18 protein-coding genes are annotated in these 20,136 nt (G+C 40.2%); 5 read left to right on the forward strand and 13 right to left on the reverse strand.

Features of this window, described 5'->3' with window-relative positions; all coding sequences use genetic code 11:
* Window position 1 precedes the first annotated feature (1 nt).
* From DI077_RS00555 to DI077_RS00570, 4 genes are all read right to left on the reverse strand, one after another.
* Window positions 2-427, reverse strand: a complete 426-nt coding sequence (locus tag DI077_RS00555) for an ExbD/TolR family protein (RefSeq protein ID WP_109021791.1) — start codon at window positions 425-427, stop codon at window positions 2-4.
* Window positions 424-843: an ExbD/TolR family protein gene (locus tag DI077_RS00560; RefSeq protein ID WP_109021792.1), complete on the reverse strand. Its 420-nt coding sequence runs from the start codon at window positions 841-843 to the stop codon at window positions 424-426. Before DI077_RS00560 ends, DI077_RS00555 begins: the two co-directional genes overlap by 4 nt.
* A gap of 12 nt (window positions 844-855) precedes the next feature.
* A complete protein-coding gene (locus tag DI077_RS00565; protein WP_109021793.1) occupies window positions 856-1,695 on the reverse strand; it encodes a MotA/TolQ/ExbB proton channel family protein in 840 nt (279 codons plus the stop codon).
* A gap of 120 nt (window positions 1,696-1,815) precedes the next feature.
* Entirely contained in the window at window positions 1,816-2,358 is a 543-nt protein-coding gene (locus DI077_RS00570) for a TetR/AcrR family transcriptional regulator (RefSeq protein ID WP_109021794.1), read from the reverse strand.
* A 118-nt stretch (window positions 2,359-2,476) separates the two neighbouring features.
* On the opposite strand from DI077_RS00570, the gene DI077_RS00575 reads away from it, so the two are divergent.
* Entirely contained in the window at window positions 2,477-3,214 is a 738-nt protein-coding gene (locus tag DI077_RS00575) for an SDR family oxidoreductase (protein WP_109021795.1), read from the forward strand.
* 309 nt (window positions 3,215-3,523) lie between these two features.
* Here the strand turns inward: DI077_RS00575 and DI077_RS00580 are convergent, their stop codons facing one another.
* The 5 genes from DI077_RS00580 to DI077_RS00600 are packed head-to-tail and all read right to left on the reverse strand — an operon-like array spanning window position 3,524 to window position 8,857.
* Complete coding sequence (locus DI077_RS00580; protein ID WP_109021797.1) at window positions 3,524-4,303, reverse strand: cobalamin-binding protein; 780 nt, start codon at window positions 4,301-4,303, stop codon at window positions 3,524-3,526.
* 1 nt (window position 4,304) lies between these two features.
* Entirely contained in the window at window positions 4,305-5,000 is a 696-nt protein-coding gene (locus DI077_RS00585; protein ID WP_109021798.1) for a potassium channel family protein, read from the reverse strand.
* 2 nt (window positions 5,001-5,002) lie between these two features.
* Window positions 5,003-6,817, reverse strand: coding sequence for a TrkH family potassium uptake protein (locus DI077_RS00590; RefSeq protein ID WP_423241755.1), 1,815 nt, complete (start codon window positions 6,815-6,817; stop codon window positions 5,003-5,005).
* On the reverse strand, window positions 6,814-7,509 hold the full coding sequence (locus DI077_RS00595) for a hypothetical protein (RefSeq protein WP_109021799.1): 696 nt from the start codon (window positions 7,507-7,509) through the stop codon (window positions 6,814-6,816). The genes DI077_RS00590 and DI077_RS00595 overlap by 4 nt, the downstream gene beginning before the upstream one ends.
* 13 nt (window positions 7,510-7,522) lie before the next feature.
* The gene (locus DI077_RS00600; protein ID WP_109021800.1) at window positions 7,523-8,857 is read right to left on the reverse strand and encodes an amidohydrolase family protein; all 1,335 of its coding nucleotides are present in this window, start codon (window positions 8,855-8,857) and stop codon (window positions 7,523-7,525) included.
* Window positions 8,858-8,934: 77 nt separating this feature from the next.
* Between DI077_RS00600 and DI077_RS00605 the strand changes: the two genes are divergently transcribed.
* From DI077_RS00605 to DI077_RS00620, 4 genes are read left to right on the forward strand one after another with little or no spacing between them, the layout of a single operon-like run.
* The gene (locus DI077_RS00605; RefSeq protein WP_242935295.1) at window positions 8,935-10,230 is read left to right on the forward strand and encodes an MATE family efflux transporter; all 1,296 of its coding nucleotides are present in this window, start codon (window positions 8,935-8,937) and stop codon (window positions 10,228-10,230) included.
* A gap of 15 nt (window positions 10,231-10,245) precedes the next feature.
* Window positions 10,246-12,000 (forward strand): patatin-like phospholipase family protein, encoded by a 1,755-nt coding sequence (locus DI077_RS00610; RefSeq protein ID WP_109021802.1) that lies wholly within the window; start codon window positions 10,246-10,248, stop codon window positions 11,998-12,000.
* A gap of 34 nt (window positions 12,001-12,034) precedes the next feature.
* Entirely contained in the window at window positions 12,035-15,379 is a 3,345-nt protein-coding gene (locus DI077_RS00615) for a PAS domain S-box protein (protein ID WP_109021803.1), read from the forward strand.
* Between the two features lie 4 nt (window positions 15,380-15,383).
* The gene (locus tag DI077_RS00620) at window positions 15,384-16,400 is read left to right on the forward strand and encodes a response regulator (protein WP_109021804.1); all 1,017 of its coding nucleotides are present in this window, start codon (window positions 15,384-15,386) and stop codon (window positions 16,398-16,400) included.
* A gap of 31 nt (window positions 16,401-16,431) precedes the next feature.
* Here the strand turns inward: DI077_RS00620 and DI077_RS00625 are convergent, their stop codons facing one another.
* The 4 genes from DI077_RS00625 to DI077_RS00640 are packed head-to-tail and all read right to left on the reverse strand — an operon-like array spanning window position 16,432 to window position 20,057.
* Window positions 16,432-17,391, reverse strand: coding sequence for a PrsW family intramembrane metalloprotease (locus DI077_RS00625; protein WP_109021805.1), 960 nt, complete (start codon window positions 17,389-17,391; stop codon window positions 16,432-16,434).
* The gene (locus DI077_RS00630; RefSeq protein WP_109021806.1) at window positions 17,388-18,386 is read right to left on the reverse strand and encodes an SPFH domain-containing protein; all 999 of its coding nucleotides are present in this window, start codon (window positions 18,384-18,386) and stop codon (window positions 17,388-17,390) included. Before DI077_RS00630 ends, DI077_RS00625 begins: the two co-directional genes overlap by 4 nt.
* Window positions 18,387-18,410: 24 nt before the next feature.
* On the reverse strand, window positions 18,411-18,941 hold the full coding sequence (locus tag DI077_RS00635; protein ID WP_109021807.1) for an LIMLP_15305 family protein: 531 nt from the start codon (window positions 18,939-18,941) through the stop codon (window positions 18,411-18,413).
* 3 nt (window positions 18,942-18,944) lie between these two features.
* Window positions 18,945-20,057 carry a hypothetical protein gene (locus DI077_RS00640; RefSeq protein ID WP_109022188.1) on the reverse strand — a complete coding sequence of 371 codons (1,113 nt, stop codon included), beginning with the start codon at window positions 20,055-20,057 and terminating at the stop codon, window positions 18,945-18,947.
* Between the last annotated feature and the right edge of the window lie 79 nt (window positions 20,058-20,136).

Consider the following 20,136-nt stretch of genomic DNA (forward strand, 5'->3'; position numbering starts at 1 on the left):
GTTATTTACCTTTGAGACCGCCACCTTGAGTGGTCTTGGTTACAAGAGAGATTTTCAAAGCACCGATTTCTTTCAAAGATTCGAATACGGAATCAATTTCCGCATAAGTAAGATTTTCATCCGCATGGATAAGGACTTTCATATCAGGGGTCACCATAAGTTTGGCTCTGATTTCACTGAGAGCTTCGTTTAATGGGCGTTCTACTGAATTGAAATATACCGTTCTTTTTGCATCCGCACTTAGATAGAGGTTTGCAATCTTTTTGTTTAATTGTTCTCCGCCGGGTACATCTGGAAGGCTGATAGGGAGATCCGGATCGGAGTCGAGCACGGATGTCACCATAAAAAATACGAGCAATAGAAATGCGATATCGGCCATCGAACTCACTGGTACGGAAGGAGGTACTTTTTTCTTGCGTAACATTATTGTTTTTTTCTCACTGAGATTTTTTCAAATCCGCGCAATTGCACTGCTGACAAAGCATCCAACATTTTGGCATACTTTGTATCTCCCGTAGTAACAATTAACGCTAGTTTATTGGGAAGATCGGGGATTTCCATTTTGTTGAGATCATCACGGAATTCTTTCAGATCCGTATATTCTTTGGTTCCGAAAGAAGGATTTCTCATTTTAAAACGATCTTGTGTGACTAAAATTTCATACACATTCTTTCGGAGGAAAGGTTGTGCTTCTGATTGTTTGCGGGGAAGGCTGATATTCAATCCTTCCTTTACAAAAAATACCGCAGTCACCATAAAAAATACCAAGAGCAAAAATGCGATATCCGACATGGATGCCGCAGAGATTTCTTCTAACTCTTGTTTCTTCTTAAGCTTAATCATGGTGTGAGCCTATTATGCTTTTTTTCCGGCTTTGAGTTTAAGGTATTCTTTATAGATTTTGTTTGCAGCTTCTTCTACTTCGGAAGTAAAAAATCCAACTTTACCTTGCAAGTATTGGTAGAACGTCATTGCAGGAATCGCAACAATCAAACCGGCCGCAGTAGTGATAAGTGCTTCCTTGATACCACCGGCAACCACTTTCGCATTGACTTGATCCGCGTTTGCAATCGCATCGAATGCGTTGATCATACCGGATACGGTTCCTAGGAATCCTACGAGAGGAGCAATTGTAGATACTGCGGATAAAACGGTTAATCCTTTTTCGAGTAAGGTAATGACTTCACTCGCTTCTCTTTCCACACCGGATGCGAAAATTTCAGGATCTTCCTGAGATACTTCCATACCGTTTGCAAGTACGTCCGTAATCTTTTGTCCTTTGTTTTGTTCCAGGAAATCTTGAGCACCTTTCAAACCGGAAGCGTCGATCGCATCTTGTAAGTCTTGGTTGAATCCTTTGCGAACCAACTTGGAAGTGAAGAAAAAATACAATCTTTCGAAAATTACTCCGAATCCAACGATGGAAGAGAGTAACAGAGGCCACATGGACCATCCACCGGTTACAAATAAAGAGATAAGCCCGATTTCAGACTCGGCTTTAGGAGCTTCGGCTGCCGGTTTTTCAACTACCGGTGCAGCAGGTGCAGTTTCGGTTGTTGTAGGATTCGTAGTTTCCGCATTAGGTGTTGGATTCGCTTGTGCTTGGATGTTTTCTACTAGGGAAAAAATTGCGATCATCGCAATGGCAAAAGATACTGAGCCTTTCGCTACAGTCTTTTTGAATGGAAAGTTCATGAATGTCTCCATATCAGATTGATATGTTTCAATCCTAAATGGATTTTGTTACAAATAAATGACAGGAGAGTTACAAAGAATTCATTTATAGAATGCTATGCCTGACTTTTCCTCGGCATATTATTTGATGATTGCAAGGAAGGTATCAATTTCTCCTTCCAAAAGAGCGGGTTCGACTGCATTCAGTTTTAAATTCACCCCCATATGGAAGGTGAGAATCATGTCGGTCAGAACTTCCGGATTTTTTTCAGTCCCTGTTGCTTGGATGTTTTCGATCATGGCGTTTCGAACACCCAGCTGGGTTTGTTCCATAAAACGTTTTGCTTCTTCGGGGATGATGGAATATTCCCGTATGGTATTGGAAAAATAACAGCCTTTCTGTCCTTTGTTGGTCAGTTTGGATTTGAGGAAAAATTCGATATTTTTCCAACCTAGAGGTTCTCGGCTCAGATTTTCCAAATAACAATTGGACTGACTGAAGCGTTTGAGTGTTTCACAAAAGAAATCGTCCTTATCTTTAAATTCCGAATAGAGCCCGGATTTATTTACACCTGTCGCTTTTTCCAGGTCGGAGAGACTTGTATCTGCGTAACCTTTTCTCCAGAAAAGCTGAATCGCCTTATCCAGAATATCCGTTCGTTCGAAACATTTCACTCTTCCCATACGACCAAAATATCATAAAAAACCGATCGGTGCAATATTTTTCTTGCAACGGGAAGGGCTTGGTTGATTTCTGAACCGATCGGTTCAGAAATCATTTGAATCAACAAAGGAATACAAAATGGCAAAATTAGCAAATAAAGTGAGTCTTGTGACTGGCGGAAATTCAGGGATTGGCCTTGCGACTGCGAAACTCTTTCATCAGGAAGGTGCCAAGGTGATCATCACCGCCCGTTCAAAAGAAACCTTTGAAAAAGCGGAAAAAGAATACGGAACGCAGTTTGATGTGATTCAAACCGATGTAAGTAAATTGGAAGACCTAGATCGATTGTACTCTCATATCAAAAACAAATACGGAAAACTGGATTTGCTTTTTGCTAATGCAGGGATTGCACAATTTCAGGCGACAAGTGATGCAACTCCTGAGTTCTTCGATTCTCATTACAATACGAATGTACGTGGGTTGTATTTTACTATTTCTAAAGCATTGCCACTTCTTGCTAAGGGAAGTTCGGTGATCCTGAATGCTTCCGTGTTGAGCCAAAAAGGATTTGCCGGAAGTTCGGTTTATTCCTCAACAAAGGCAGCTGTAAGAAGTTTTGCACGTTCCTGGACGGCGGAAATTCCTGTGGATGCGGTGAGATTTAATGTTCTTTCTCCCGGTCCGATAGAAACTCCTATTTATGATAAACTCGGTCTTTCCGGCGAACAAGTGCAAGGTATGGCAGCGGGTATACCGATCAAACGTTTCGGGACTTCAGAAGAGATGGCGAAGATAGCACTATTTCTCGCAAGCGATGATTCCAGCTATATTGTCGGGGCGGAAATTTTTGCAGACGGTGGAATGGGACAAGTGTAAAATAAAAGGACCAATCGAAAGGTATACCCTCCCCGCCCTAATGAGACTGGGAGGGGTTAACCACCCGCCACCCAATGGCTTCCTTTACCACGATGTTTCTTTTTTGGAAAATCAAATTCTTCGTTTAGAAAATATTTTAAAAAAAAGTTCGGCCTTTTGCCCGCTAACGTTCGGGTTTTTTCCTGAAATGGATTTATGAATCTCCGGATTGTTTTTCTAAATTGTAAAAAATCCCACGCCCCGGATCGACCGAGCGCCCTCGCCTTAGGGAGAGCCGGAAGAGGCGCCATATAAACAGAATAATTCTTGTTAGTTGGAGGTGAAGATCTCTTTCAGTTTCGGGATTCCTTCCAAAAAAAGAGCAGGGCCTGGTTGTAAAATAATGCTCGGGTCCAATTCGAAAATCTTATCCTTCTGAATGGCAGTTGTGGATTGCCATTCCGGTTTGTTGCGAACCCATTCCCAATCCATCGGTTTGCCACACCAGGAGCCTACGATGATATCCGGATTTTTTTCAGCCACATCGTTTGCTTGAATGATCCTGTTTTTGGCTAACTTTTCATCTTGTAGATGGGAGAAGACATCTTTGCCACCGGCAATCTCAATGGCTTCACTTACCCATTTAATTCCTGTTATAATCGGTTCATCCCATTCCTGAAAAAATACTCCCGGTTTGTCTGAAAGTTTGTTTGAATATTCCCGTAATGAATCCGTTTGTTTTTTCCAAGAATCTACGAGCGTTGTGACTTCTTTATTTTTGCCGACTATGTTTCCCAAAATGATCATATTTGAAAAAATTTCCGCAATGGATCTTTGATTGAAGATAAGAACGTTTAATCCTCGTTCAATGAGATCTTTGGCGAGTTGACCCTGGATATCGGAAAATCCTATGACAAGATCCGGTTTTAAGCTCTCTATTTTCTTTATATTCCCGCTAATAAATGCGGATACTTTCGGTTTTTCTTTCTTTGCATGAGGAGGTCTGACGGTATAGGCGGAGATTCCCACGATTCGATCTTCTTCTCCCAGTAAGTAAAGAAGTTCGGTAGGTTCTTCCGTAAGGCAGATGATTCTTTCGGGTGCGGACAAATTAACCTTCTAAAAAACGATTTATATTTTTTTGAGATGCAAAAATGACGAGAGTATCGTTTTCTTTCAAAACCATATTCCCTTCGGGGATACCTAAGATTTTGCCTTGCGTACTATCCGATGATCTTTTTTTATCTTTTTCCTGAATCGGTCGTTTAATTGTAATTATATTGATCTCGTATTTTTCTCTGAGATCAAGATCGCTGATCGTTTTGTTAATATAACGTTTGGGAACGACTACTTCGGAAACACTGTATTCGTCGGAGAGAAGGAAGTTTGCTTTCATTCCAGAAAAACCGAGTATTTCCGCCATACTGCGCGCAGCTTGTTCTTCGGGATTGAAAATATTTCTGATTCCCAAAAGATGAAAAATTCGAATTTGCAAATCGGTTTGATAACGCGCGTAAATATTTTTGGCATTCATCTTTTTCAGAAGATCCGCGCAGATAATCGAAGTTTCAAAATCATCGGCGATTGCCAGGACCACTATGTCCAGATCTTCGATTCCTTGGGAACGAAGTGCGGACTCATCCGTCGCATCCAAAACCACTGCCACAGTGCAATGATCTTTGATTTCCTGGATGACATCTTCTTTTTTATCAATGGCAAACACTTCGTGACCTTCTGCAAAAAGATAACGGGTTAAAAGTTTTCCGAAACTACCGATTCCTATGACCGCAATTTTTTTCCTTTGCATGATTATCCTACCACAACATATTCTACGGGATACTTATACGAGAATGAAATCGCTTTTTTTGATAAAGCGACTAACAACGTTAAGATCCCGACCCTACCGACAAACATAACTATACATAAAATGCCTTTGCTATAAACGGATAAATAAGGTGTAATTCCTCGGGTCAAACCTACGGTTCCGAAAGCGGATACCACTTCATAAGAGATATCCAAAAAAGAAAAAGATTCGAATACTACGAGTCCGAAGATAGCTGTAAAAATAACAAACAGGGATAAAACGATGGTAGCTCCCGCACGATGGATGGTGGAAGGCGCTATGGAACGATGATATACTTCCAAATCCGACTTTCCCCGAATTTGATTGATTATGTTGAATACGGAAATGGCAAGAGTAGTTGTTTTGATCCCGCCGCCTGTGGATATGGGAGAAGCGCCTACCCACATTAAAAATAAGGAAAAGAAAGTAACGGGGATTCCCATTTTTGCCAAATCCAAAGTATTGAAACCTGCGGTTCTGGTTGTGACTGAATAAAATAAAGAGTGAAAAATCCGATCTGCAGTACTTAAGGACTTTAATGTTAGTTCTTTTTCCAAAACATAATACGCCAGAGTACCAATCAAAAGCAAAACCAATGTGGTGATAAAAACAAGTTTGGAAGTGACAGACCAACGGAAATAAACATCTTTGGGATGCGTTAAACGTCTGTGGATCTGGCTTAAGACGGGAAAACCCAAACCTCCTAAAACAATGAGCAACATGATCGTAGAAAGAAAACTTTCCGTCTGCATAAAACTCGGATCGGCAAGACCGGCAGGTAACAGACTAAAACCGGCATTACAGAAAGCCGATATGGAATGAAATATTGCAAAGAAGATTTTATTGAATTCCGACATGGGATAGGATTTTGGAAAACTAATATACAATAACACGGCACCAATTAACTCAATGAAGATGGTTTGGTATGCGATTTGTTTGAGTAAACCTTTTACTTTTCCGATAGCTTCTTCGGAAAGTAAATCCTTTAATAAAAGTTTGTCCGTTACCGACGCTTGTCCTGCCAGAAACATAGAAAAAAAACTGGTTAGAGTCATCAAACCGAGTCCGCCGATTTGAATCAAAAACAAAATGATGATTTTTCCCGTTAGCGTAAATGAATCGGCGATGGAAATCGTTGAAAGACCTGTTACACAAGTTGCAGATACGGTTGTGAATACCAAATCAATCGTAGGGATTTGTTTATAAGTCGCTTTGGGAAAATGAAGAAATATGGTACCGAATAGTATGATCGTTGCAAAGGAACCTACAAATACAAACGAAGGGTTTATATTTTTGGCATCATAAAATCGGGATAGTCGGAAAAAATGCGCCAGGTTTGCAAAAATAAACAAAATCTGATTGGTTGAAAGGAAAATCAGAGTTGCATCTCCGCCCGTTAGGTGAAATTGTTTTAAAAATAAAATGATATCCTCTTCGTAAAAATTTTCAACCAAGAGCAGAAGTACGATTATAAATTCCAATTTGTGGGCTTTTAAATAATCCCAAGGGCTGTTACAAAATAAAAATCCAATGATTTCATAAATCAGAAAAAATCGGACCATAGAATAAACCGCTAATCTTACGATCGGTTTCCATTCTTCCGGATAATAAAATCCGAATTCTAAAATCAATATAGCGATAGAAATCACTCCCGTTGTTGTGTAGATGAATCGACCTAGGGAGCGAAAATGTTCCAGATAAAATTTTCTGATTTGGTGTTTCCATGTTTGCGCATGACCCAAGAATAAAATCCAGAAATATAAAAGTCGTCTTACTTTCACGGGTTAGGTGCTGCTGAATTCGGTGCCGTCTTCTTTTTTTCTCTATTTTCTTCCAGGCGCTTTTGATCCAAATAAACGTTTGTGCCGGAAAGCCCCGTAGTACCCGTAATCATGATGAAACTGCCAACGATCGTTTTTTCTACGGAGATAAGTCCTGCAAGCCCCGCCGAAACTCCCAAAGCAAACGGTAAGGTAAGGAAAAAGATAATATATCCTCTGCGAAACTTCGTTTCTTCGTAAACAGCTTCATCATCGAACTCTTCTCTTAATTTTTTTTGAGCTTCTTTTCTGATTCTGCTTCGATCACCTTGATCTTGTAAGGCGCTCGGATTTACTTCTCCCGTGAGAGGATTGATGGCAGGTGTTCTGGCTCTGGAAGCATTGTTTTGGGTGTTGGCCGTATTTTGATTGAGCGATTGGTTTTGCATCAATGCCCCGGCGCCCGGGATAGAAAGAATGGGATCGTATTTCGTTTTGACATCCTTCGGGGTAGCAAGCGCAGGTCTGTCGAACTGAGGTGGTTGGTCCACATCCCGAAGCACATTTCCTTCCGGATCGGAGCCGGGAAGGTTTCTCAAATCATAATTATTTGTATCCTGAAAGCCTTCCTTTGTTTGGGACATAAGAACTCCGGGGAGTGCAATGTAAGGCATCAAACAAATAAGACAGATCAAGGCTCGGATCGATTTCATTTCAGCTTCAAATCTAGTTTACGGATGAGGGGAATAGGTCAACGCTTTCACGGCCACTCAACAGAGTCGATTTATAGCGAAAAGATTGTGTTCTGATTTCTCCCAAACTTTTTTCCGAGATTCCCGACTCCAAAGCCAGATCGTATTCTTCCCGCAAATTAGTATGAAATAAGCCCGGATCATCGGAACCGATGGTAAGTTTGATTTGATGATCGTAAAAACGGGAAATCGGATGATCGGATAAATTTTCCAGCATTCCTATATAATAATTCGAGCTGGGACATGATTCGATCACTGCATTTGTTTTTGCGATATTCGCCAAACAGTAGTTTTGGAATGTATTTAAGAATTTGATTTTTTCCGAGTTCATCATCATACGAACAGTATGTGAAGGATCGGCTTTCAGTAATATTTTTCTTTCTTCTTCAATTTCGTTTTTGGAAAAATAAGGACCGAATTCGCTGATTGAATCGTAATTTTCCAATTCCAATTCCAACTGATCCAATCTTTCCGATAATGATTCGGTTCTTTCTTCACTTAAAAACATATCCGGAGCAACTCCTACCGCCAAAGCATGCCCTAATCTGTGAGCTCCGTTATTCGCAGATTCCAATACCCATCTGGAAGCAGAAAAAGGAGTTTTGTCTCTAAAACTTTCACCTACATGGTATAAAATGGAAAGAGCAGTTGAATTTTCCGCTTTGTTATCTTTCAATAGATTTTCAAAAAAAACTTTTTTATCTTTCGGAGGAAAACCTTCTTCTATATGACAAAAATCGATTCCTACCAAATAATCTTTGATGACAGATTCTTTTTCCATCCAGTTTTTCATCCAATCATAGTGTTTTTCGAAATTCAAATCCCTATGGATTGACATAACCAATTTAGCTTCGATTGGAAATCCGTTTTTTTTAGCGAGTGATTCTCCTTCAATCATTCCTTCGCATGCGGCCATTAGTTTGGCAAAGTAGATTTCTTTCGTTTCTTCTTTGGCAAACATCAGTCTGTATTCCGCGTAACTCACTTCGTTTAGCGCATGTGAAACGATGATATCTTTAGTTACTTCTTCGATTTCCTTCGCATGAAATTGTACAAGTGCTATGATTAAATTGAATTTTGCCTGGAAATGTAGAAACGGTGATTTTTCTTTAAAGTAATAGAGTTTTTTGAATTTCTCAATGTCTTTATAATCATCAAAAAATGTTTTCGGATTCACTTTGATTCCGTAGGCGGACTCGAATGCATCTAAATAGAGATGCCATCTTGGTGATGGATTTTCTTTTCCAATTCGAAACAATGTTTCCGCGGGTAAACAGCCATAAAGGTGGTTGTGCAGATCGCAATACATAAAAAAATGTCCTAACTATGCTCCATAAAGTACAACGAGTATTATCTCTTACTCGATTGAATCAGAAAATTTTAACAATGGCAATCCCAGTTTTTTTCGGGATGCTCAGTTATACTGCCATCATGATTGCGGATACCGCGATGGTAGGAAAATTAGGGGCCACGTCTCAAGCGGCAGCTGGATTCGGGGGAATCGTATATTTTACAATATTATCATTTCTTATGGGCGGTTCTATGGCGGTGCAGATTGTTGTGGCCCGCCGTGTAGGGGAAAAAAATGATTTAGGAGTAGGGATTACTTTAACCAATTCCCTTTATCTTTCCAGTTTTATCGGAATCATTCTTTCTTTAGCCGGTTATTATTACGGCCATACCATGATGGAATTGCTTGGCGATGATAAGGAAGTGATCTTTCTTTCGGGCGAATATCTTTCTTATCGTTTCCTGGGAACGGTTTTCTTTTTTATGGGATTCGCCTTACGTGGGTTTTTCGATGGAATCGGAATTATGGAAGCGGGAATGATCTCTTCGATCACCGCTGCGGTCACGAACATATTTTTCAATTGGCTGCTTATCTATGGAAATTGGGGATTTCCGGAGTGGGGGGTCAAAGGTGCTGCAATTGCTTCCGCTTTGGCAGGAATTCCTTCCTTGGTAGTGGTGTTACTTTTCTTTTTGCGGAAAGACGTAAAAAAATATTTTAATAAAAAAGTTTGGGTTCCCAGCGTTCAAATTATACAAGAGTTAGGTGTCGTCGGTTTTGCGCCTGCCGTTGAAGGAACTCTTACCAATTTATCATTTGTCGGATTTATGAAAATTTCAGGAATGATCAGTACGATTTCTCTCGCGGCTTCAAACGTCGTACTTGCCTGTCTCAGTCTTTCCTTTATGCCGGGATTTGCTTTCGGAATTTCGGCTACGACCATTTTGGGACAAGCGATGGGGGCGGGAAAGGTTCGCCTCGCTTACCAGGGAACCATGCGTTCCGCAACTTTTTCGGCGATTATGATGGGCTCGATGGGGCTCGTATTTATTCTCTTTGGAAAGTTCTTATTAACCTTTTTCACGTCGGAAAGCTTGGTTGTTACGGAAGCTTATCCTGCGCTTGTGGTGGTGGCTTTTATTCAAGTGGGGGATGCTTACCATATGGTAGTAGGGTCCGCTCTTCGTAGTGCCGGGCTTATGTATTGGGTTTTGATTGCCTATGTGCTTGTTTCTTTCGGGATTATGTTACCTTTGGCGTATTTATTCGGAATTGTACTGAAAGGCGGGACGATTGGTATCTGGTTTTCGTTTTTTATTTGGATTTTGATCTTAGCGATTCTTTTTATTCAAAAATTTCGCAGGAAGGAGTGGGTGAATATTCGAATTTAATACGTAGAGGATAGTATGAAACGAACAGAGAAGGAACGCGCAGCGATCCAAAATTTTTTAAAGTCGGTGGATTTGTTTAACAAACTCCCCCCCAGCGTTCTTGCTCGTATCGCAAATAATGTTCAGGAAAAACTCATCCGAAGCCATGAAGCTTTGTACTACAAAGGTGAATCTTCGGAGAGTATCTACATCGTTCGCTACGGAGAAATCCTCCTGGAGAATATATCCGATCACGGCGTAGTTTACATCGGTGCCGGCCAGGTTCTCGCTGAAAATTCACTTATCTCCGCTTCCAATCATTCTACTTCCGCGATTGCAGTCATTGATACATTGGTTTATGTATTAAATGGAAAACTCTTTTTACAACTAGCCGCCCAGGAAAAAGTTTTAGCGCAAAATATCATTCATATGATGGGCTCCCGGATGAGAGAACATCTGGATCGTTCTCCCAAGAAAGATCCGTTTTCCGGATTACGTAGGTTATGTTGTCATATTCCTCTGGAACCTGAATATCATTTCGGAACCAAAATAACCAAATTTTTGGAAAACTACGGAGAAGCCACCAAAGCACTTTCCGTTGCCATTCCCATTTCCAAATTTATCGGAATGGATCCTACCAAAATTTCAGAATATCTAACAGATATCAGGCGAAAAACTCCTTTGGTTCATCTGTACTTTGATGAAGGGGTTACAAGACAGGATTTCGCATTCTTAGTCGTACAAGCCGATTTTTTGGTTTTTTGGGAACAAGATCCTGAAAAATTTTATAAGGAAAAAGAAGAAATCGTGGGCTTCTGGAAAGGAAGGATCCGCAACTTTCAAGGAAGAGCCATTCGTCTGATGGAAGACGAAATTGTGAAAAAAAGTTATCTTCCCAGTGATGAAAATTTAAAAACATTCTACCAAAAAGATACTCTCGCGCGCTTTCTGGTTTCCAAAACAAGAGGTTTGGCGTTAGGTGGTGGTGGTGCAAGAGCGCTTGCCCATGTGGGATTACTCAAAGTTTTACACCGCGAAGGGATTCATTTCGATTTTATTTCGGGAGCTTCCATGGGTGCAGTGATTGCCGCATTGTATGCCAGAAAAGAGCCGCCTGAAAAGATCGAAGAACTGATCAAAACTTTTTTCGGCGGTTTGGAAAGTGCATTCGATCCCACTTTACCTATTGTTGCTTTTTTTAAAGGCAAACGAATGAAACGCATGTTAAAGGAAGCATTTCTGGATCAAAGGATTGAAGAACTTCCTTTGCCTTTCGCTACTTCGGCGGTGGATTTACAAACGGGAAAGGAACATATTTTCGACCAAGGTCCGATTACGGAAGCATTGACCAGCGCGATGAGTTTGCCGGGAGCATTTCCTCCTTATCGATTGGGAGAAAAGATTTTGGTAGATGGGGGAATGATCAATAATGTTCCTGAAAGTCTGATCCGTTCAAAAGGCGCCGATGTGGTTTTGGGAGTGAATGTATCTCCTTTGCAAGAGATGGTTCCTGTGAAATTATTCGAAGATAGAAATACTACGGAAAAAGGTTTTTTTCGTTATATTTGGGATACTCTAAAATATCCGCCGATTTTACAGATAATGACTCGTACAATTACTCTGGAAGGTAGGGAAATTACCAGGTTGAAGCGACCTAGGATGGATTTATTTGTACATTTCCACTTGGAAGAGTTTCAATTGTTTGATTTCGTTCGCTACCAAGAAATTATTGATAAAGGCGAGAAGGAAGCTGAGGATAATATCGTAGAGATCAAACGACTCTTCGCATAAAAGTAAAATCAGTAGTTTCTTTCTCCGGATATCCATGGGAATTCTAGAGAATTTTTTTCTTTTCGATACAAACCAAATCGTATTCGTAGAAGGGAGCTATAATTATTGGCTCGTTTCTCTTTCCGTTTTCATAGCGATTTTTGCTTCCTGTATATCTTTGTACGTACTGAATCAAATTTCTTTGGTTCATATCAAATCTTCCCGATATCTACTTTTAACAACTGCTAGTTTGGCATTGGGTAGTGCTGTCTGGTCCATGCATTTTATCGGTATGTTGTCTTTTGATCTGTGTACTAAAGTCGACTATAACGAGGTTTGGACGATTTTGTCCATTCTGCCTAGCTTTGTAGCTTCTTCTTTCACGCTTTCCTACATAAGTAAAGATAAGATTTCTTTCAAAGAACTTGCATTAGGTGGAATTATTGTGGGTTCAGGAATCGGAGCAATGCATTATATGGGCATGGCTGCGATGGATATGAGTCCTAAACTGCTTTACGATCCGTATTTATTTTTATTATCTTTGGTTGTCGCTATTACACTTGCTATCCTTGCACTTTATATCCGTTTCGGTTTAAAAGATATAAGACTCCAACTAAGCAATCCGGTTGTGATTTTACTTAGCGGGATTGTTATGGGAATTGCCATTTCAGGAATGCATTATACGGGTATGGCTGCGGCGCGTTTTGTTTCTCCCGAAGGCCAATTGATTCAAAGCCATGAATCCGATCAGTTTTTTCTGGCAATCAGCGTTACCGTTGCCATTCTTCTTTTTATCGGATCGGTTGTTCTTACGAATATATTCGTCCGTTATAAAGACTTAGTACAAAATTTGCAAGCCAGCGAATCAAGATTACGCGCTATCATCGAGACTGCGGCGGATGCGGTAGTGATGATCAATACCAAAGGCGAGATTCAGGAATTCAATCAATCCGCCGAGAAAATGTTCGGCTGGAAATCAAACGAAGTCATCGGCCAAAAAATCAATATGTTAATGCCTAACCCGCATCAGACGGAACATGACAATTACCTCTCTAATTATTTAACGACGGGAGAGGCAAAAATCATCGGTGCAGGTAGGGAAGCGCATGGAATCAGAAAGGACGGTTCTTTGTTCCCGATTCGTTTGGCAATCGGGCATGCCAAACTTCCTCAGGATGATTTGTTTGTAGGATTTATCAGTGATATTACGGAGCGAAAACTCATCGAAGATGCGCTCAAACAGAATGAAGAGAGATTGAGATCGTTTATCGAGAATATTCCGGGAGTAGCTTATCGTTGTTTGGTGGATGAGGACTGGACTACTATTTTTATGAGCGATGCCATAGAGACTCTTGCCGGTTATCCCGCATCAGATTTTTTGCAACCGAATCGTGTCAGAACTTTTTCGGATATCATGCATCCTGACGATAAGGGCCATGTTTCGAATATGATTCAGAATGCAATTTATACGAAAGATACATTTGTACTGAATTACAGAATCATACATAAAAACGGAAACATTCGTTGGGTTCTGGAATACGGTGGAGTCGTTTTGGATGACCAGGGGAACATCAAATGTTTGGACGGAGTCATCTTAGACAATACGGATCGTAAAACAATAGAAGAAGCTTTGATTGAATCAAAAGAAAAAGCGGAGATGGCGGCAATTATCAAAACCACATTTCTTGCAAATATGAGTCATGAAATTCGAACGCCGATGAATGCAATCATCGGCTTTACGGAAGTATTGTTATCCGGTGAGTTATTGGATCAACAGAGAAAACATTTGGATACGGTTCGCCATTCCGCAAAGTCTTTGTTAAGGCTTTTGAATGATATTTTGAACTCCGCAAAACTCGAAAAAGGTGCAGTCGAACTGGAAGAAATGGATTTTTCTCTGATCCGATTGATTGATCAGATCAAATCTGCAATGAGTATCGAAGCGAAAAATAAAGGCCTTGAGTTTATCGTTAATTTTGATCCGAAATTGGATGAATTTTATAAAGGAGATTCTCTCCGCATCAGACAGATCATAACGAATCTATTGGGCAATGCGATTAAGTTTACCGACAAAGGTTTTGTTAAACTGAGTGTACTTTTGGACGGAGAGGTTTTGCATTTTTTAATCAGAGATTCGGGTATCGGTATTTCCAAAGACAGATTGGAAAAAATCTTCGATCCTTTCACACAAGCGGATGTTTCCATGAGCAGAAAGTACGGTGGAACGGGCCTTGGTACTACGATTTCCAAACAATTAGTGGAATTGATGCGTGGAAGAATCTGGGTGGAAAGCGAGTTAGGTGTCGGTAGTATTTTTCATTTCACATTGCCGTTGGTAAAAGGGAAAGTGGTTCAGGAGAAACCCGATATTGAAAAATTCAAACTTCCTCGTTTGAAAGTGCTGATCGTTGATGATGTTTATCAAAATGTCGAATTGATCAGCTTGGTATTGTCTTCCAACCAACATACGGTCGGTGTTGCAAGAAACGGAAAAGAAGCAGTACAAACCTATCTTGGATCTGGATCTGAGTTTGATTTGATTTTGATGGATATCCAAATGCCTGAGATGGACGGTTTGGAAGCCACAAAGAAGATCAGGGAATATGAAAAAATAAATTCCCTGAAGCGGGTTCCCATCATCGCTTTATCCGCAAGCGTATTCGAAGAAGATAAAATTTCCGCTAAGAACGCGGGTATGGACGGATTTGTTACCAAGCCGATAGAAACGGAAGTTTTGTTTCGTGAGATAGCCAAAATACTGAATTTAAAATTGGATTTTGTTTCGGAAGAAGAAGAGCAATCGAATTCCGAAGCTGAAGAATATTTTCAATTCCAACGTGGTATTAAATTATTCGGAACCGAATCCAAGTATTTGAAAATGTTAGAAGGTTTTTTTGAAGATTATAAATCGGAAGTCAATTCGAGCATTTCCTTATTTGACGATAAACAAGGGTTAAGGTCTTTTTTGCACAAATTAAAAGGAGTTTCTTCGAATTTAGGGATTTCAAAAATCACTAATCTTTTAACAGATCTTGAGAAAAGACTTGTTTCCGACGAAATACAATTGCAAGACTTAAACCAACTTATCAAAGAATTCAATGATTCGTTTACGAATCTGACCGAGCATATCAGATACCAACCAAACATAAATTATAAAAACGAATCGGATAAACCTCTTTCCGAGGAAGAACATAGATTATTTTTAGAAACATTAGAAGCAAATATTTTCTCTTTGGCAAGAGGATCAATCGGTGAAACACAATGGAACAAATTGGTATCGTTGATTCTGAAAACCAAACACTCCGATTCGATTCCGTATTTGGAAGAAAGAATTTCTCAATTCGACTTTGAATCGACTATCAACGAATTGAATTCCATTAAAGAAATCTACTTAGGATGAAACAATGAAGGGAAAAATACAGAATAGTTCCATTCCGAAAATACTAATCGTTGACGATGAACCGGCCAACTTACAGGTATTAAAGCAAATTCTTCAAGATGAATATGAATTATTATTTGCAAAAGACGGAGCCAGAGCGATTGAACTGGCCATACAGGAAGATCCGAACCTTATCTTGCTTGATGTGATGATGCCCGATCTCACAGGGCATGAGGTTTGTAAAACTTTAAAATCAAAGCCTGTTACTAAGTCGATTCCCATTATTTTTGTGACTGCCATGTCGGAAGTGGAAGACGAAGAAATCGGATTCAATTTAGGTGCCGTAGACTATATTACCAAGCCGGTAAGTCCTCCGATTGTAAAAGCAAGAGTTCGAACTCATTTGTCTCTTGTGGATATCAATGAAGTAAAAGCAACCCGTTTGCAAATTGTGCAAAGATTGGGAATGGCATCCGAATATAAAGACAATGAAACGGGAATGCATGTCATTCGTATGAGTCATTATTCTCAGGTTTTAGCGTTAGCTTTCGGTTATACGACCGAAGCCGCCGAAGATATATTAAACGCTGCACCAATGCACGATGTAGGAAAGATCGGAATTCCCGATAATATCATACAAAAGCCGGGAAAACTTTCTCCGGAAGAATGGGAAGTTATGAAAAAACATCCCGAAATCGGTGCAGAGATCATAGGAGATCATAAATCGAGTATTCTTAAACTTGCTAGAACCATTGCACTCACTCATCATGAAAAGTTCGACGGAACCGGTTATCCTTACGGGCTAAAGGGAGAAAAAATCCCGATTGAGGGAAGGATCATTGCGGTGGCCGACGTATTTGATGCTTTAACAACGGTTCGTCCATATAAAAAGGCATGGGATATTCCGGATGCAATTGATTTTTTACGAAAAGAGTCCGGAACTCATTTTGATCCCCAATTGACCGAACTTTTCATCAAAGCGATGCCTGAGATTTTGGAAATTCGGAATAAATGGCCGGAAGAGATGGCGAGTCTATCTTAGCGGATTTTGCTTTTCCATAAATTGAAACTTATCATTTGGAAACCGATGAAAATTTTTTGCCCCAGACTCCTAAGCTAATGCTCAAAAATACGGAAAGAGCCGGGATGGAAAACATCCAGGTTTCAAAGTTTGAATCTTCTCCGTAATAAAAATCATAAAAACAAAATAAAAACAGAACGATGGAAAAAAGAGCAAATAACCAGGATAAGGCGTAAAGTAGCGTTCGAAATAGTGATATAATGAATTTCGGAAGCTCAATCGGTGTTCCTATTTTGATTACGGATCTTTCCACCGCCTCCGATCCTTCTTTCGCTTCCATTGCATTCAATAACAAATGATCTTTTTCCAATGCGGTTTTCGTATACCGTCTAACTAACAAAAGTGGGGTTAATACGAATACGGGTGCCCCGAACAAAGCTGCGGCTCCGAAGTTTAAAATAAAATCAAAACCTCCATGTAGGAATGTAGAGATACCTACACCGAAAATAAAACAAAAAATTCCATTTGTTTTTTCCATCTTTGCTTTCGCAATCCAATGACCTATTATAGCCCCCCAAAGTATGTGTCCCGGAACGGATAAAAAGGCACGAAGAATTCCTACTGCAAATCCATGATTCATAACATAAAAAATATTCTCAAAAGTGGCAAATCCTCCACCTACCGCAGCACCGTAAACGATTCCGTCGAAATGTTCGTTGAATGCATAATGATTTGCAGAATAAAGACGAATAGCAATGTACTTGCACACTTCTTCCGTAAGCGCAACTACTAAAAAGTAGTGGATTGCAAGAGAAGAGGCTGATATTTGGGCTTCACCAGTGGAAAGAAAACTTTCAGTGAATCCGGCGGGGATCACCAACGCTGCTCCCCAGAAGAACGAGCGTAAGATGACTCCGATCGGTTCTTTTTGCAAATGGTCTTTTGAATAGTAGCGTTGGACTATAACAAATCCGGGTAGGATCGCCACTACCAAAAGACCGAATGTAATCATATCGAAGAAAGGATTTCCTTCTTCTTCGTTTCAAATTCCTCGGCAGTAATGAGTCCCTGATCCAATAAACCTTTTAGTTTTGCAATTCTTGCGGCAGGATCATTTGCCGCCGGAGCCGCCTGACCTTGGTTTTGTGAATTCTGGTTCATCATATTCCCCATCATCTGACCCATATTCATCCCCATACCCATTCCCATGCCTGCACCCATAGCGCCACCGCCCTGGCCTTGGTTTTCAGCAGAAGCCTGTCCGATATCGAACATCTTTTTCTGTTGATACTTATCACCTAACGTATCAATTTCGAATTTGTCAGTGATGATTTTTTGAATTCGTTGATAATTCGGATCTTGTTGGTCGAAATTTACGGAAGATACGTTGAATTCGGTAAGTTCAAGGCCGTATTTTTCGAATTCCGGAGATAGTTTTACTCTTCCCGCAGTGGAACTTTCGTCCCGGTACTTATTAATCTCCACAACGGAAGTATTATTGTTCAGAATGACTTCGGAAATAAAATCTCCGATACTGCGAACAATATTCGGTTTTAAAAATTCATCGATCGCTTCGTTGGTAGTTCTGTTTCCGGCTTTCACAACATTGATTAAGAACGGTTTGGAGTCTTTGATTCTAAATTTATAATCACCAAACGCCCGTATATTGAGAACGATTTTATATTTCGGATCTTCCAAAGGAATGGGGGTGTTGGTTCCCCATTTCATTGCAAAGATACCTTTGTTGATATAATATACTTCGGCGGTGAAAGGAGTTTTTCCTCCGAAAGGAAGATTGACCAACGCTTCCAGGATCGGAATATTTCCCGTTTTTAAAGTATGGGTTCCCGAACCGAATGTATCCAGCGCCTTTCCTTCTTTGAAAAATACCGCTTCGAGTCCTTCATCTACGATCAATTGTCCCGCAGTGCTGATTTCGTCCGAGGGGTATTTCCAAACGATTTCATTCGGCTTTCCTTCAAATTTTATCCGATCTATCAATGCCATGTTATTTTCCTTGTTAGTTGATAATTATTTCTTTAGAAAAATGTTGTTTCTTGCTTCGAATTCTTTTTCGATTCCTTCGATCGAAGTAACTACATTTTGAATCGCCGATTCCGGGTTTTCGGAAAACCAAGTGGAAAGTTTCTGAGTCACGTCCAATTCCAACTGTCCCAATTTTTCCAAAATTCCAAAATCATGTTTTAATAATGATTCCAATTCTGCAGTGGTTGCTTTGAATCCGCTTCCCAATCCGTTCAGCCCGAAACCGGCGGATGAAATTTTCATTAACACCCGTTCCAAGGTATTCAAAGCAGGCGTTGTTTTTCCGATGTTTTGGATTTGCGCTTTTACTACGAAATTCTCTTCCAGTTTACGAAAAGATTCTTTGAAGCTGGAAAGTTTATTTGTAATTTCTTTTCGAACCAATTCATTTGTTTTATCGAATTCCTGATTGGCAAATGCTTCTGCAAAAAGAGAAGTTTCTTTTAAAAATTTACGAACGGGTCCTTCTTCCGATTGGAAACGTTCGAGCGTTGATTGCAACCATGCTTGGTCCATAACTTAGTACTCCTGTATTGATTCCGATTCCACAATCGAATCACATGTTATATAATTAAAAATGACGCTCTTGTCCGATTGATATAATGTTTTGGGGTTATACTGTTTCCATTTTGCCTGATCAAGATCGCAATCGTGTTTTTCTCCTTTGGTTTCACCCGATTCTTCTTCGAAATGAACTATATAAGATTCCTTTTTTGCACCTAACCTCTCACAGCCGATAGATCCCGAGCAGGATTGATACTGAGGAACCGGCCAATACGGTTCTTCTGCAATACCGACTCCTTTTGCGGTTGAAGCTCTTTCAAAAGCCCATTTATCTACAGTATAATAACATTTACTATCATAGACAGGCTCGCTTCTGTATTTGGTCGAACAACTTTCACTTTCCGAATAAGTTCCGTCTCCTTTATCCGAACGAACTGTATGGCATTCCTGTCCGTCGGCAACTTGTCTATGACTGCGGACTTCCGAACGTCGACTAACACTGTAGGCATTGCTCGGCATAGAGTCGCACCAGGAAGAGTCCGAAACGGGTTTGAATCTTTCTATGTCGATGGAACGGGACCATTCATGTTTTGCAACTTTCAAGGTGACTTTTTCCGTCCAAAGAACCCCCACGCAAATAAATCCGATTGTTCCGAATAAGATGCTACCCAACGTCCATAAAACCCATTTCGGAGTTTTGGGATGAGGTTTGATGAACTTTGAATCCTTAAAAGCAAGATCTTCCTGCGCAGGCGGAGGAGTTCCACCTTCACTTATTATCTTTTGATTTTCAAAATCTTGTTTGGCTACCTGAACACTATCTTCAACTCCGACACCTTGGTCCGTACGACGCGATACATCCTTTGCTCCTTCAAGAGAGCCTCCGCAGTTTCCGCAGAAAACAGCTTTTGCACCGTTGGGTGTGCTGCAAAAGGTACAAACCTTATCAGCTCCGAAATATACGTGATCTTGAACCGCAACTTTTTCAGAATCAGAAGGAAAATATCTTCGAGTGGGATCTTGTGTAGCACCGCAATTAGGACAATGCCTATGTGTTTTTCCCAGAAGTTTTTTAGAACTGCAAAACTCGCAATCCCAAAGCATCTCATAAATTTTTTCTTCAGCCATCGCCAATGCTTTATGATGCAAAAATAATGTTTTGCAAGAAAAATATTTTATTTCCCGTCTCTCACTTGATGGGTAGAAT

The sequence above is a fragment of the Leptospira kobayashii genome (assembly GCF_003114835.2).
GTDB classification, from domain to species: domain Bacteria; phylum Spirochaetota; class Leptospiria; order Leptospirales; family Leptospiraceae; genus Leptospira_A; species Leptospira_A kobayashii.